At 37.7% G+C, this 15763-nt stretch carries 14 protein-coding genes; 9 read left to right on the top strand and 5 right to left on the bottom strand.

The features are described from left to right. Positions 1–615: 615 nt before the first annotated feature. The 8 genes from ACP6PK_RS19910 (at position 616) to ACP6PK_RS19875 (ending at position 7247) form a co-directional block, all read left to right on the top strand. Positions 616–771 carry a hypothetical protein gene (locus ACP6PK_RS19910; protein WP_426562002.1) on the top strand — a complete coding sequence of 52 codons (156 nt, stop codon included), beginning with the start codon at positions 616–618 and terminating at the stop codon, positions 769–771. A 61-nt stretch (positions 772–832) separates the two neighbouring features. Continuing rightward, entirely contained in the window at positions 833–2020 is a 1188-nt protein-coding gene (locus ACP6PK_RS19905; protein WP_426562000.1) for a calcium-binding protein, read from the top strand. A 184-nt stretch (positions 2021–2204) separates the two neighbouring features. After that, on the top strand, positions 2205–2444 hold the full coding sequence (locus ACP6PK_RS19900; RefSeq protein ID WP_426562057.1) for a DUF6653 family protein: 240 nt from the start codon (positions 2205–2207) through the stop codon (positions 2442–2444). Positions 2445–2951: 507 nt separating this feature from the next. Beyond that, a complete protein-coding gene (locus ACP6PK_RS19895; protein ID WP_426561998.1) occupies positions 2952–3272 on the top strand; it encodes a FliH/SctL family protein in 321 nt (106 codons plus the stop codon). An 86-nt stretch (positions 3273–3358) separates the two neighbouring features. Next, positions 3359–3748 carry a DUF6163 family protein gene (locus ACP6PK_RS19890; RefSeq protein ID WP_094673939.1) on the top strand — a complete coding sequence of 130 codons (390 nt, stop codon included), beginning with the start codon at positions 3359–3361 and terminating at the stop codon, positions 3746–3748. A 600-nt stretch (positions 3749–4348) separates the two neighbouring features. Continuing rightward, on the top strand, positions 4349–4831 hold the full coding sequence (locus ACP6PK_RS19885; RefSeq protein ID WP_426561996.1) for a DUF2656 domain-containing protein: 483 nt from the start codon (positions 4349–4351) through the stop codon (positions 4829–4831). A 406-nt stretch (positions 4832–5237) separates the two neighbouring features. After that, the gene (locus tag ACP6PK_RS19880; RefSeq protein ID WP_426561994.1) at positions 5238–5846 is read left to right on the top strand and encodes a macro domain-containing protein; all 609 of its coding nucleotides are present in this window, start codon (positions 5238–5240) and stop codon (positions 5844–5846) included. A 309-nt stretch (positions 5847–6155) separates the two neighbouring features. Further along, positions 6156–7247, top strand: coding sequence for a BMP family protein (locus ACP6PK_RS19875; protein WP_426561992.1), 1092 nt, complete (start codon positions 6156–6158; stop codon positions 7245–7247). 403 nt (positions 7248–7650) lie between these two features. On the opposite strand, the gene ACP6PK_RS19870 is transcribed toward ACP6PK_RS19875, so the two are convergent. The 5 genes from ACP6PK_RS19870 to ACP6PK_RS19850 form a co-directional block, all read right to left on the bottom strand. Next, complete coding sequence (locus ACP6PK_RS19870) at positions 7651–12255, bottom strand: CHAT domain-containing protein (protein WP_426561990.1); 4605 nt, start codon at positions 12253–12255, stop codon at positions 7651–7653. Position 12256: 1 nt separating this feature from the next. Beyond that, positions 12257–12382: a hypothetical protein gene (locus ACP6PK_RS19865; RefSeq protein WP_426561988.1), complete on the bottom strand. Its 126-nt coding sequence runs from the start codon at positions 12380–12382 to the stop codon at positions 12257–12259. A gap of 135 nt (positions 12383–12517) precedes the next feature. Continuing rightward, complete coding sequence (locus tag ACP6PK_RS19860; RefSeq protein WP_426561986.1) at positions 12518–13339, bottom strand: DUF1822 family protein; 822 nt, start codon at positions 13337–13339, stop codon at positions 12518–12520. 142 nt (positions 13340–13481) lie between these two features. Then, positions 13482–14246 carry a hypothetical protein gene (locus ACP6PK_RS19855; RefSeq protein WP_426561984.1) on the bottom strand — a complete coding sequence of 255 codons (765 nt, stop codon included), beginning with the start codon at positions 14244–14246 and terminating at the stop codon, positions 13482–13484. Positions 14247–14641: 395 nt separating this feature from the next. Continuing rightward, positions 14642–15088 carry a hypothetical protein gene (locus tag ACP6PK_RS19850; RefSeq protein ID WP_094672139.1) on the bottom strand — a complete coding sequence of 149 codons (447 nt, stop codon included), beginning with the start codon at positions 15086–15088 and terminating at the stop codon, positions 14642–14644. A gap of 324 nt (positions 15089–15412) precedes the next feature. On the opposite strand from ACP6PK_RS19850, the gene ACP6PK_RS19845 reads away from it, so the two are divergent. Then, positions 15413–15763: hypothetical protein (locus tag ACP6PK_RS19845; protein WP_426561981.1), on the top strand; the 351-nt coding region annotated here is incomplete at its 3' end.

The raw sequence follows: 15763 nt of genomic DNA, 5'->3' as shown, positions 1-15763 counted from the left end.
AAGATTTGGCAGGATTTTATTTGTTTTATGAAGATACAATGAAATTGGCAGTTTTGCCTTTTGAAAATCACCAGAAAATGTTGGTGCTATCAACGGATAAAGAAGCTGGGTTTTCGGGAAAATACCACAAATATTTGTTTTTTTTATGAGGATTCAGTAAAGATTTGGCAGGATTTTATTTGTTTTATGAAGATACAATGAAATTGGCAGTTTTTCCTTTTGAAAATCACCAGAAAATGTTGGTGCTATCAACGGTTCAGGAATCGGGATCTTAGGGAAAATACCACAAATATTTGTTTTTTTTATGAGGATTCAGTAAAGATTTGGCAGGATTTTATTTGTTTTATGAAGATACAATGAAATTGGCAGTTTTGCCTTGACACAGAGGGAGAGGTAAATTTACTATGTAGTAGTGACGCACTCAAACGTATTTTGGTCATTGCCACTAACAGTGTAGTCATCTCAAATCCTAGTTTTTAGTACATCATCCCTAAGTCCTGATACAGTTAATATATGGGAAAGATATAGACAAAGAGATAAAATTACGGTTTTAACAAAAACCTCAAAAACATAAAAAATGACCGGAGAAAAGCTCCTGGAAGGTTGATCTCCTAGTTGAATAACAACACGCTGGTTTTAAGCTGGAGACAAAGTATTTTAGTGATTTTTCAGGAATATCCGGCGATCCTGAAGTTTGTTGATAAAAATTTAGAACCTTATTTGATGGCAGTGACTAATTCTTATGTTGCAGTTAAGCACTTGGGTGGTTAGTCAAATCTGTCATAACTTGAAAACACCAAAACTTTTTTAAAATAAGAGGAATTAATTGATCATGGCTGACATAAACGGTACTTCTAATGACGATGCTCTAAAAGGTACTAATCGTGCCGATACCATTGATGGTGCTCGCGGTGACGATACCATTGATGGTCGTAATGGTAACGATAACATTGATGGTGGTCGCGGTGACGATAGCATTGATGGTGGTGGTGGCCGTGATACCATTGATGGTGGTCGCGGTGACGATATGATTGATGGTGGCGAGGGTAGCGATACCATTAATGGTGGCAAAGGTGACGATACAATTGATGGTGGTGGCGCTAATGATAGCATTGATGGTGGTAGCGGTGACGATATGATTGATGGTGGTAATAGTGGCGATACCATTAATGGTGGTAGCGGTGACGATACCATTTTTGGTGGTGCTGATGGCGATGACATTGATGGTGGTAGCGGTGACGATACCATCGATGGTGAAAGTGGTAACGATACCATTAATGGTGGTGGTGGTGACGATAGCATTAATGGTGGCAGCCGTGACGATAGCATTACTGGTGGTCGCGGCAACGATACCATTGATGGTGAAAGTGGTAGGGATACCATTGATGGTGGTGGCGGTAACGATGTAATTAATGGTGGTGATCATCGCGATACCATCGATGGTGGTGGCGGTGACGATACCATTGATGGTGGTGCTGATGTCGATGTCATTGATGGTGGTGGCGGTGACGATGTAATCAATGGTGGTGGCGGTGACGATGTAATTAATGGTGGTGGCAAGAACGACATCATTTTTGGTGATGATGGCCGCGATAGCATTAAGGGGGGTCGCGGTAACGATACCCTCATTGGCGGTGCCGCTAACGATACCCTCACTGGTGGTCGCGGTGACGATTATCTTGTAGGTTCAGATGATATTTTAGGTTCATCTTCTCGTGAGGTAGATACCTTCTATGGTGGCGCAGGTGCAGATACTTTCGTCGGTGGAGAGAATGTTGGTTATTACATTGGGCGTGGCAATCAAGACAAGGGTATTATTAAGGATTTTGGTGATGGCGATAAAATTAAGTTGTTCGGAGATGCTGATGATTATATAATGAGATTCGATTCGGGAGATACATTCATTTCCTACGATGATGACACTGCCAATGGCGATCTCGTATTTGTGGTAGAAAACGTTGAACTATCAGACTTGACGGACACGAGTATATTTATTTATACTGATGATGTCGTATTGTAATGACGCTTTCGGTTTTTCTGTTTAGTCAGTTTAGCAACGAGTTCGACATAATTTAAAAACCAAGGTTGTACTCAAGCTCTGAATGCTTGAGTACAACTGTCATTTCAGTTATCATCAGGACTTACGCATAGCCACTATAGCAGTCTTAGGAGAAAGAGTCTGGTTAAACCGTCAAAAAGTTTAAATTCCTAAACATCATCAACCGATGATTAATATTCTGAATCTAATTTCTTTTGTTGATTTACCATTTTGTATTTGGGGATTAATTCAATTGAATATTTGGCCGACATTATTAGGAATTATTCTGGTACTTTTAGGTAAAATGTGGTTTCTAGATCGCATGGTTTGGTTATACGCAGAAATGAAAGATAATAATTCTGAATATCGGAGTTGGTTGTATGATGACAAAAAAAGTAGATATTAGCAGTAAACGCTTAATCAGTTATCAGTTATCAGTTATCAGTTATCAGTTATCAGTTTTTTATCCCCTTCAAATAATCGGCTTCAGAGCCAATTTTTCAGTGACATAAATTACCAATATTATTGTCAAAGAAATTATTTCTTCAGACTTCCAATGAGTAAGTTATTTCAGTTATCAGTTATCAGTTTTTTATCCCCTTCAAATAATCGGCTTCAGAGCCAATTTTTCGGTGACATAAATTACCAATATTACTGTCAAAGAAATTATTTCTTCAGACTTCCAATGGGTAAGTCATTTCAGTTATCAGTACCTCTAGGCTAATTATTAATTATTAATTGTTGAATGCCTTTTATTCCTATTCTTAAAGGAGGAGGATAAAAAGCAACTGTGAGACAATAATTGCAACTTTTAAGGGAGGATGAAAAACTCTCATAATTATAAAATTTACTAGCATTTTTTGCTACATTTGTATTAGAAACGGAAATAGTACAACAAATAATGAGGTGGGATATGGCAGTTTTACAACAATCTCCTTGGTATCAACAAATCTTACAACGTGGAATTGAAATTGGTCAACAACAAGGTGAACAAATAGGAATTGAAATTGGGGAACAACGTGGAATTGAAATTGGTCAACAACAAGGTGAACAACGTGGAATACTTTCGGGAATAGAAATCGGATTAGAATTGAAATTTGGCGAGTCAGGAAAAGAGATATTTTCAGAGATTAATACTATTGAAAATATTCAGGTTTTAGAAACAATTCTGGCTTCTTTAAAGACTGTGAAAAATATCGAGCAATTCCGCCAAATTTATCAGCCATATTATTAAATAATATCTTCTGAATAAAAGTGCTGATTTTGTTGATTATTTGTCAATTAAACCCGCACTATTCCAAATTTTATCCAAACTAAAATATGAATTATCTTGCACAAATTGCCAATAATTCCTGGATGGGAATATATCTAAAAATTCTTGCTTTTGTCTTTACCTACAGTGGATTAATTCATGTTGCCAATATAGTAGGTTTCGGCGAACAACCCTGGTTAGAAACTCCTCGAACTTGGCAAATAGGAGATATAATTTATGGAATACTTGATATTGCTGCTGCTATCGGTTTATGGCAAGGAAAAGCTTGGGGAATTATTTGCTTTTTAGTGGGAATTTTTTCTCAATTTGTGATTTATACAGTTTTTCTCGATTATTTTGCTTTTACCCAACAACAGCGAGAAACTATTTACGGTTTATTAGGAACAGAAGTAATTTTACTGTCAGTATTTATAGTTTTATTATTGTGGAGAAAATAGTCATACCGTTTCACGGAAGTTAAAAGTCAAAATTCAAAATTCATGCATTAAGATTTTGTATGCCAAAAACTTTAATTAGTGTTTGCTGAATAACTATTTTTGTGGAGGGTAGGAGTCAGGAGTCAGGAGTCAGGAGTCAGGATAAACCGATAATTTAGAGGAGGTAGTTGGAAAAATAGTCCCTTGATTTTTCTTTCATAGTGAGCCTTTAATCCTAAGTTTTTGGTAGCTTCAGCTAGAAAAGTTTCACTTTTTTTTCGACCTAAAAAGGCTGAAGCTTTAGAATGTTAATGCTTTTAGATTTAATCAGCAAACCCTAATTATAGAGTAATTCCAGGAAATTATTTGTGACATCTTTAAAGTGAATTGGTATCACACAGCATTTTTATTAGAAATTAATATCTTGATAAATTTTATCTATCTTCTGGTAATATATAAAATTGTGATTTAAAGTTTACTGTGCAAATAACACAGAAAAGAATCAGGAAAAAATAGGGTCTCAAGTCTCTCCTGTTAAGGAAAAAAAAGTAAGCTTCAGTATTTCAAGCTTCCCTATTGCATGAGATACTGATAAATGATAACTGATAACTGATAACTGAAATGACTGAATCTCAAACCGGACGAATGTTACTTTCTCACAATTTTGAACTTTCAGAAAATACACTTCCTGAATTAAACCGAGCTGAATTTGCTCAAGTATTTATCGATGGTTTAAGCAAATATCCAGAGTTTAAATGTCGGGAATTAAATCATCCCCATTGGATGGTAGAAATTTTATTTGAAACTCAGGTTTTTGCTCCGCATCAAGTTGGTGAAAAATGCGCTGAAGCATTAATAGAAAAACGGATAACTCAAAAAAATGGCAAAGATTTAATTGTTGATATATTGATTTTAGGAGGTTTGAAAAAAACTCCTCCATTAAGTGATTCTCCTGATACTCTCCAATCGGGAGAATGGGGTGTTGATGTTGTGGAAACTCATGCAGCAGAAACTTTTCTCAATAGTCTTCAGTGGGATGAAAAAACAGCCGGGAAAACAATAGAAAATATTTTCAAAGTAGAAATGAAAAATATTCTTGTTTAAGTCATTTATATCATCTCCGGTTAATTAATTATGATTGTAAGCATTCAGCAATCAGCTATTAGCTATCAGCCATGAAATTATTCTTTTAGAAGGAAGAATCAGAGTTAAAAGATTCAGCAAAAATTCAAAGTTACTCTAAAAGTATTCCTTGCTAATTTTTCTTATTAATTAGTTGGTTGGTGCAAAATTATTACGAAGGGAAAGCTAATACCTGAATGCTTACTTAAGCTATCCCCAATTTCTCTTTCTACTTGAGTAATACAACTTTCACCAAGTATTGCTAAATTAAATTGTTTTAGGGATAAAAAAAATAAAAAATTGTCCTGTTAACCAATCCTATCTGTTTTGAAAATGAGGTAATTATTAAACTATTCCTATTATCAATAGCTGATGGAATGATATTATTATGAAACTTATTTTAGTAGCTCCCAACCAACTTTTGTCTAACGCTTTTGCAGAAAATTTCCATTATTTACCCAATGTAGAAATCATCAATAACTATTTTGAAGTAGTGCCAGAATATGACTGTTTAGTAAGTCCAGCTAACTCTTTCGGACTTATGGATGGTGGCATAGATGCGGCAATTATTAAATACTTTGGTGATTCTCTAATGACTTTAGTTCAGCAAAAAATTTTAGATGAATATCTGGGAGAACAACCTGTCGGTACATCCATGATAGTTGAAACAGGTCATCCTCAACATCCTTTTCTTGCTCATACACCCACAATGCGCGTACCTATGTCCATTGCTGGCACTGATATTCCTTACGTCGCTATGTGGGCAATGTTACTTGCAATACGACGCCATAACCGTCAGCAAGAACAACAAATTAGAACAGTTGTCTGTCCAGGGTTGGGTACAGGAATAGGTAAAGTTTCCTATCAGGAGGCAGCTAGACAAATGGCTCTTGCTTATGACCATTTTGTTTATCCACCTAAATCAATTAACAATTTTATTGCTGCTGAAAGACAACTCCAAATTTGGGAAGAAGGAGATTTGAAAAAGGAGGAATAGGTAGTGCTTCAAGGAAGTTTGGGGAGGGTGGGGAGTGTGGGAAGTGTGGGAAGTGTGGGGAGACCTCCCTTCCATTTGGAGGAATAATTGTACCTGTAAGATAACAATGGCAAAAAACCTTCTACATATAAGAATAACTAAAATATTTGTAGGGGTTTGGTCTCCAAACCCATTCAACCGGACATAATATTACTTATCCCACACTTTACGCTCTGCACAACCGAGGAATAAAAACTATTTTTGGCTATATTTTAAAATGTTAAACTTAATCTCTAATTAATAATACTTTATCTAATCAAAATAAAAAATATGACTAAAAAATTTAATCGACGTTCATTTATTGGGTATATTTCTGCTACTTTAGCAACTAGCTTATTATTAAAAGCTTGTGCTGATAAACCATCATATTCTCCTTCTCCTTCCACAATGATTCTTACAGAAAATCCAGCTAATGATTCTACAGATGCTGGAAATAGTTCTGAAACTTTTAAAATAGCTATTGCTTTACCTGGAGTTATTACCGATGGAGGTTGGAATCAATCTGGTTATGAAGGAGTAAAAAAAGCAGCCGAAAAACTCAATGGAGAAATGATTTATGTAGAGAATGTTGCTCAACCTGACCAAACAGAAACTCTCTCAGATTTTGCTAGGAAAGGTTATGATTTAGTGGTTGGTCATGGCGGACAATTTGATGCTGCTATTCAACAAGTAGCTAGTCAATTTCCAGATACATTTTTTTTGGGAGTTAATGGTAATATTGCCGGGGAAAATTATGCTTCAGTAACAACAAATTATTTCCAAGTTGGTTATCTTGCTGGTGTGGTTGCTGGTTTAATGACAAAAACTAATAAAGTTGCTTATATTACGGGTTTATCTTTTAAGGGAACTAACTTACAAGGTAAGGCATTTGAGTTAGGAGCTAAGTCGGTAAATACCAGTGTTGAAGTTGTGATTAGTTACACTGGAGATTTTAATGATATTGCTAAAGGAAAAGAAGCAGCTTTAGCTTTAATTTCTACAGGAGTTGATGTTATTTATCACTTATTAGATAATGCTGCTCCGGCAGTTTTACAAACGGCACAAGAAAAAGGAATTTATGCAGTGGGTAATACAACAGATCAGTTAGATGTTGCGCCAAAAGCAGTATTGACAAGTGCAGTTCAGGATGTGGGAGGAGCGATCGCCTATGTTGCTAATTTAGTTAAAAATAATCAAGTTAAAGGAGAAAAATATATATTAGGAATTGAAAATCCAGAAATTACTAAATTGGGTCGTTTGAATGATGTTTTGCCAGAAGAAGTTAAGCAAAAAATAGAAGAAACTCAGCAGGAAATGTTGGCTGGAAAATTGCAATTTAAAGATTGTTCAGAAGGTAGTCAAGAGAAAGTTTGTATTAAGTAAAGGGAGAAGGAAGTAGGGTGCATTAATGGAATGTAACGCACCGTCTTTTTAATAATGTTCGGTGCGTTACGCTTTCCTGCGGAATGCTGCGCAAAGGCTTTTCATGTCGCGCAGCGAAACACAGCCTACTACTACTTATTTCTGTCATTACGAGCGACAGCGAAGTAATCTCAAATCCTATTTTTTTCCTAGCTCATGGGTAAGTCCTGATAATTAAAGCGATCGCCTTTGAGAGATTGCTTCGGGGGGTATTAACTGTTATGACAACAGAGTTAATATAAACTATTCCCCCCCTCGCAATGACAACTTTACCCTTAATTTGACATATTTTAATCCTTCTGGTGAGCAAGATGCTCGCACTTCTGAAAACTCAAAGCTGATAACTGATAACTGATAACTGAACTCACCCTTCTCCCTGACAAACAAAACCCGCCCAATAATAAGGATGATTAAACGGTTTTTCGCCTCCTATCAATTCTTCAGCTTTTTCTACTAAATCAAAAACTTTCTGACAGTTATCTGCTATTTTCTCCTTTTCCTCATATTCTCCGCTCCCCTCTGCAAACTCTTCTAATACCGCTTCCGCATTATCCAAACTATCCTCCGCTTTTGCCAAAGTTAATTCTTTCAATTCCATCTGTGCTTGCCATAACGCATCTGCACTCGTAATACCTTCGGCGCGGTTGCGGTGGTAAAAATATGATAAAATTGTCGTTGCTAAATCATTCACTGCCCACAAACTACTAATAACATTCGACGCTCCTGCTGATAAAAAGGCGGCGCTGAGGGTAAAAATATCATCTGTTAATTCTGAGTTGCCTAATGCTGTTTCACAACAGGAGAGAAATAAGTCTCCTAACTGCGGAAAACGGATGCTCGCATTCAGCAACTCCCCTAATGTTAAGTCCGTGTCTCCTAGCAATAACTTCGACTCCAAAGGTTCGGTTAAATTAGATTTGGCGTGGTGACTGGAGAGTAAACCTAATACTTTTTCTCTCGTCAACAACTGTTTATACTTAGCTTTGGTTGCCTGTTTGCTGCCTTTGAGATGGTGTTCGGGGGCGACTCCATAAATTTGTGATACTAATTTGCATTCTGTGGGGGTGTATTTTAAATCATCTCTGGTATTTTCGACGATACCGTAACGTGGTAGGTTTTTCTCTGAATATGGCGCTTGTTGCCGACAAAATGTTAATACCTGGGTGCTGGGTGCTATTCTCACCCGGAATTTATCGCCTAAATATTCGCCGTTGTCTAGGGGTAATGCTGGTAAGGGAATTTGATGCAGATACATAAACGGCACCAGAATAATTTCTTTGATGTCGGTGAGTTTTTCTATGAGTTGGTTTATTTGCAGTCTGTCTGCTATTTCTTTTAACATTCCCTCCATTTTGTCTTGCCATTGTTTGTATAAGTCGTGTTTCTGTTGTTTGCGGGATGCCTTAAAGTCGGAAAGACTAATTTCTGTTGTGGTGCCATCGGTGAGTTTAACTACGACATTCGATGGTTTGGGGTTAATTGACTCAATGGCATCAACATCACATTTGGCTAAATTTGCCGCTGCTTGACGTTCTGCTAAATTATCTATTTCGGAGTAAGGTGTTAACCAATTATCCCGTAACCACAATTGGAATCTTTCGTAACTTTGCTTTTGACAACGGTGCAATTTTACCCCTGCTTGAGTGAGGATAAAAATATAAGTGTCATTTATGGTAGTGTAGAAACTCAGCAAAGCAACATCGTTTTTTTCCATCTCCCCCCTTTCTAAGGGGGGTTGGGGGGGATCATTCCTAAATTCCAACAACTCCTTCATCCCCTCCACACTAACTCCCGGTGCTTGTTGACCTTCAGCTAAAACCGGGTCTAGTTGACGCATCTGTTGCCAAATTTCCCGTTTTTCAGCTATTAACTTTCCGATATCCTCCGTAATATCATCCCACTCGTCGCGGGTAAGGTTACGACTAGCACCTACTAATTGCTTTTCTTCTGAGGTTTCTAACTGCCGACGTAAACTGTCAATTTCCCACTGTTTTGCTTCCATTTGTTTTTCCAAGTCGCGGATCGCTTCTGGTACCTCGGCATTTTTGTATAAATCTTTCGTGAGAATTAAGTCAAGCAAGCGACGACACCGGAATCTTTCTAGTGTTTCCAAGGCTTTGTCATATTGTTGAAGGTTAACGCAAGCTTGAATCATCAATTCATAGACATATCTATTGTCACGCAAGATTTTTTGCCTGGCAATTTCGTCGGGTATCCAATCTCGACTTTGCTCGATGGCGGCAATAGCTATTTCATAGTTATCGATGGCGAGTTGCCAGTTTTTTTGTTTTGAGGCCAAGGTAGTTAGGTTTAAGGCGGGTTTGAAACATTCGGCTGGTAGGGTTTCTGGTTTATTAACTCTCAAAGCATCTTGGTAGCAGGCAATGGCAGATTCTATGTTCTCAATACTGTTACCTTTGATTCTTGTACTGTAGGCATTACCAAGGTTGTTTTGAGTCAAGGCCCAATTTTGGGGATAGGCAGATTCTGTTCTCACTCTCAAAGCAGCTTGGAAGTAGGCAATAGCAGATTCTATGTTGTCGGCTTTGTTACCTTTGATTCTCAGATAGTAGGCAGTGCCGAGATTATTTTGAGTCATTGCCCAATCTAGGGGATAGACAGATTCGGTGAATACTCTCAAAGCAGCTTCACAGCAGGCAATGGCCGATTCTATGTTGTCGGCTTTGTTACCTTTGATTCTCAGATAGTAGGACGATCCTAAGTTGTTTTGAGTCTGAGCCCAATTTTGGGGATAGGCAGATTCTGTTCTGATCCTCAAAGCAGCTTGGAAACAGGCAATGGCAGATTCAATATTGTCCGCTGTGTTACCTTCGATTCTGTTAGAGTAGGCAATAGCTAAGTTGTGCTGAGTCTTTGCCCAATCTAGGGGATAGGCAGATTCGGTGAATATTCTCAAAGCAGCTTGGCAGCAGACAATAGCCGATTCTATGTTTTCGGTAGTGTTGCCTTTGATTCTCTGACGGTAGGCATTAGCAAGGTTGTATTGAGTCTTTGCCCAATCTAGGGGGTAGTCAGATTCGGTGAATACTCTCAAAGCAGCTTGGTAGCAGGTAATGACAGATTCTATATTATCAGCAATGTTGCCCTTGATTCTGTTAGAGTAGGCTGCTCCTAGGTTGTTTTGAGTCTGGGCCCAATCTAGGGGATAGGCAGAGAGGGTATATACTCTCAAAGCAGCTTGGTAGTAGGCAATAGCAGATTCTATATTATCAGCAATGTTGCCCTTGATTCTGTTATAGTAGGCTAATCCTAGGTTGTATTGAGTCTGGGCAAAATCTAGGGGATAGGCAGAGAGAGTATATACTTTCAATGCAGCTTGAAAGCAGGCAATGACAGATTCTATGTTGTCAGCAATGTTGCCCTTGATTCTGTTATAGTAGGCAGTGCCGAGATTATTTTGAGTCATTGCCCAATCTAGGGGATAGGCAGATTCAATTCTCACTCTCAAAGCAACTTGGAAGCAGGCAATGGCAGATTCTATGTTGTCGGCTTTTTTTCCTTTGATTCCGTTATAGTAGGCTAATCCTAGGTTGTTTTGAGTCTGAGCAAAATTTTGGGGATAGGCAGATTCGGTGAATACTCTCAAAGCAGCTTGGTAGCAGGTAATGGCAGATTCTATATTGTCGGCAGTGTCACCTTTGATTCTGTTATAGTAGGCTAATCCTAGGTTGTATTGAGTCATTGCCCAATCTAGGGGATAGGCAGATTCAGTTCTCACTCTCAAAGCAGCTTGGAAGCAGGCAATGGCCGATTCTATGTTATCAGCAATGTTGCCCTTGATTCTTGTACTGTAGGCATTAGCAAGGTTGTTTTGAGTTGCTGCCCAATCTCGGGGATAGTCAGATTCAGTTCTCACTCTCAAAGCAGCTTGGTAGCAGGCAATAGCAGATTCTATGTTGTCGGCTTTTTTTCCTTTGATTCTTGTACTGTAGGCATTAGCAAGGTTGTTTTGAGTTGCTGCCCAATCTCGGGGATAGTCAGATTCAGTTCTCACTCTCAAAGCAGCTTGGTAGCAGGCAATAGCAGATTCTATGTTGTCGGCTTTTTTTCCTTTGATTCTTGTACTGTAGGCATTAGCAAGGTTGTTTTGAGTCACTGCCCAATCTAGGGGATAGGCAGATTCGGTGAATACTCTCAAAGCAGCTTCGCAGCAGGCAATGGCAGATTCTATGTTATCAGCAATGTTGCCCTTGATTCTGTTATAGTAGGCTAATCCTAGGTTGTATTGAGTCATTGCCCAATCTAGGGGATAGGCAGATTCAGTTCTCACTCTCAAAGCAGCTTGGTAGCAGGCAATAGCAGGTTCTATGTTATCGGCTGTGTTACCTTTGATTCTGTTTTTGTAGGCAGTACCAAGATTATTTTGAATCCTTGCCCAATTTTTGGTGTTTTCCTGAAGGTGGCTGAGGGTGAATAGATATCCGGCGATCGCTATTTCTATTTGTGCTTTTCTGTCTCCCCTTGGAAAATCCAAAATATGAAAACTCAGGTTTACGATTAATGCAACAGTAGTATCGGTAGTTTCGGGAGGGTTGTTAGTGATGAGGTCGGATGCGTATTTTGGCAGGATGTGGGCGAGGTTTTCATCAAGGAGGTGTCGGTTATTGTTTAGGATGTGGTAGACGATGCTTTTGTTTGCTTTACCGTTGTAAATTTCTAATTCTGCTTGTAGTAGTTGTTGCAGTAGAGTGATGTAAGATTCTACGGAGACAGATTTTGGCGATTGATTTAACCATTGTGCTAGTTGTTGAGCCATATTCATTAGCTGTCGGGCGTTATTTTCGTTGCCTGCTTCTGCCAGGTGTTGAGCATATTGCTGCATTACAGCGATTAATCCTTCATCTATGAGGTGTTCATGATTTTGGAGAATATTTGGCACTTCGCCTTGGTGACATTCTAGGAGTTCGTGAATTAGTTCTGTGTATGCTGTTAGGCGTTGTTCGTTCATGTTATTTTTGTTTGATCTGAATAATTTGATTCTCTCTTGCTGCAATTAAAATCTCTATATAGAGGCGATCGCTTACTGGAAAATTTGCTTGCTGGATTAGACGATCAATTATGAGCAGTGGGAGCATCTTGCTCCCGTCCATAATTCTTCCCTTGCTCACGTTAATTCTCCCATGGGCATTCCTCCGGTGTGTAAGTGAGACGCTCAAAGTATCAACACCCTGGTAGGGGCGAATGGCCATTCGCCCCTACAACATCTAAAATTACTCCCAAATCTCTTTCAGTTTACCCAAAAGTTGTTTAGCCAACTTTTGAGTAGTGCGTGACACCGACTTAACTTCTGCCACAGGTTCCCCTACCTCATCTCTGGTAGAAATAGCCATTCTTTCTTCCATAACTTTACCGACGGCGGGCAAGTCACCCGCCAATACCTTTCCCCCTTTTCCACGCCAGTTTCCCCCATCATCAGGAGATTGACGATAAATAGCCTCCAAAGCTGCTGCCATCAAACCCAAAGATTTTTCCTGGGTTTCGACCTCCACAACATTACGAAATTCCACAGCTAAGGGGTCATCACTAAGCAAAAAATCCCTACCCGCTTCTAACTGCATTAAATAATCCAATAAATTTTCAGCAGGTTGTAACATTTCCAGAGAAACATAACCATCAGATTCTGTTAAATCGCTCAAACAAATAAATCCTAAAATATCCCCAAAATCCAAAGATTCATCAAAACCAACTGCCACATAAACCAGTCGATTTTCTCTGACAAATTCAGGAATTAAAAAACTTATTTCTCCTGGTAAAACCCGACGAAATTCTATTACTCCCAAATCTGGAATAATTACATCTGCCACATCCTCAGCCATCCGCCAAATAGGATTAAAACAGTCAGCATTTTCTAAGTTTGTCTCAAAATCTAAGCCATCGAGAAAATCTCGCCCGATATATACTGCCAGAGTATTTAGATAAACTTCTTTTGCCCGTTGTTGAGAAAGTTGTTGTTTTGCAAATTGTTCAGCTATAGCATAACTTTCTGGAGATAACGGAACTCTAAAAATCAATGATTCGGTGATGTTATTCATAGTTAAAGTTAGTAATTATAGATTGACAATTCATTCAAAAAAGGTATAGATATGGACGTTTCATGGAACTACATACTGGAATATTAACCAGGATTTATGACTCACTTATTCAATATTATTTTCTGGAATAAATTGAATTATTTTATGCAATAATTTGCTCTATACATTTGAGGCATTTATTCTTCCAATTTCGATTAACAGTAGATTGATTAACACCTATTTTATTAGCAATTTCTGTTTCTGTATAACCTCGACATTTCAGCAGTAAAAATTCCCAGCAGTCAACTTTTTTAGTACAGTTGCGCAACTTATCTATAGAACCACCAAAAATAGGTAAATTATCTATAGTTTCCTGAGAAAGATCCCCTAGGTCAAAATTATCTAAATCGTTTAAGTTTTTATGGTCTTTTATCTTCTCACCCACCGTTGAATATTCTTGACCATCAACATCATTTCTAGGTTGGTCTAAACTGACAACAATCTGCCCATCAACTTGACTTTTGCTTTGCCATTGACGATATAAATTACAAGCTGTATTGTAGTGGGCACGATTAAAGTAACAAATGAAAAGATTATCAAGCTTATCATCAGAAATATTATCTAGTTGATCGAGAGTAATTTGATTTCTCCTACAAAAATTTGTAAGAATTTTGTCAAACTTTAAGAATGTTTCCTGTAGGGAATTATCATAAAATTCATTTGAGTCATCAAAATTAGTCTGAGAAAAACTCTTCTTAACTATTAGACCAATTTTCGGATGTTGCAAAAGCCATGTTGACAACTTATTTCTGGCTCTATTACGAATATCAGCTTCATCCTTAAGGATGTCCTTGAATAACTGGCTCAAGTCTTCCGGTTTTAGATTCATTGCCTGTTGCTGTTGACTTTTTAATGGTGCTTTTATCATATCATTACTAAAATTTTAGGACAAAAAAGCAAAAATTAGGCCACATAAATTCTCTTGTGTGCCTTTAGTAATTACTTCTGGGATTCGATGCAAAAAAATGCTGGAAAAATCTATAATTTCGTAGCTCATATTGTAGGGATTTTCCATACAATGTCCCTACGAGTTTATTGATTGGTCAAACTAAGAGTTAGTAGTAGCGCGTCTAGGCTAAAATTGTGGGTAAAAAAACCTAACCTCCTAACCTCCTTCCCTGCAAGGGAAGGGGGAATATATATCTCTCTTCTCGGAGTAGGAGAGGGGTCGGGGGAGAGGTCTTCCGGGTTGCTCAAACTTACCCACAGTTTTAGTCTAGATGTTCTATTAGAATGGGCAAATACTAATTGTTTTATTCACAGTTAACCAGTTAATCTATTTAGATTTGTACACCCTACTTCTGCCTCTACTAAAAAACCATCAAATTTATCACATTCTGAAACTAGACAACTGACTAAATTCACAAAATAACCTGAATCAACAAAGTTCATATCTACATTGTGCATGATAGAATAAACCATCTTACCCTGAATTTTTTCCACACACCATTCCCCCAGTTTGTATTCAGCATTTTTTGTTAATAAAACACTAGAAATAATATGTGGAATCTCCTCTAAAGAATCAAATACAGCAGCACTAGGAACAGAAAATTTCAGAATAGAATCATATTTAGTGATATAAAGTATTTGCTCTATTCCAGAATCCATACTAAACTTAAGCATTGCCTCTCTATCATTTAATTTAGCAATGTTCCCGCCAGTTTTCGCACTATTATTTATAACCAAGTCTTCAAAAGATTGTATGGCCATTTTTACTTCACTCCTAATTTATTTGTTCTAGTTACTTAACGTTTGGAGTGAAGGAAATTATGCTTTATCAATAATTTATTTTATTGATAAACCAAAACTTGCAATAGACTGACACATCTTAAATAGTGCAAATTTGTAGAGGCGGGTTCCACATTAAATTAATAAGTTTAACCATTAGATAAAATCAACCCGCCCCAAAATAAATAGGCAGTAAAATGTGGCAGTAGTAGGGGCGGGTTCCACATTAAATTAATGAGTTTAACCATTAGATAAAATCAACCCGCCCCTACAAATTCAATTATTGGTCAAACATATAGGTTTGGGTTGGGAGACCAAACCCCTACAGTTTTGTTTCACGAACTATTTCTTATTGTTATATGGAATATCCCTACAAATTCAATTATTGGTCAAACATATAGGTTTGGGTTGGGAGACCAAACCCCTACAGTTTTGTTTCACGAACTATTTCTTATTGTTATATGGAATATCCCTACAAATTCAATTATTGGTCAAACATATAGGTTTGGGTTTGGAGACCAAACCCCGACAGTTTTTTTTCACGAACTATTTCTTATTGTTATATTTATATGGAATATCCCTACAAATTCAATTATTGGTCGAACATATAGGTTTGGGTTTGGAGACCAAACCCCGACAGTTTTTTTTCACGAACTA

Source organism: Dapis hubbardiae BLCC-M172, from assembly GCF_050016015.1.
Lineage (GTDB): Bacteria > Cyanobacteriota > Cyanobacteriia > Cyanobacteriales > Microcoleaceae > Trichodesmium.
The sequence above is the reverse complement of the archived record's forward strand: the minus strand, read 5'-3'. Positions and strand labels throughout refer to the sequence as shown.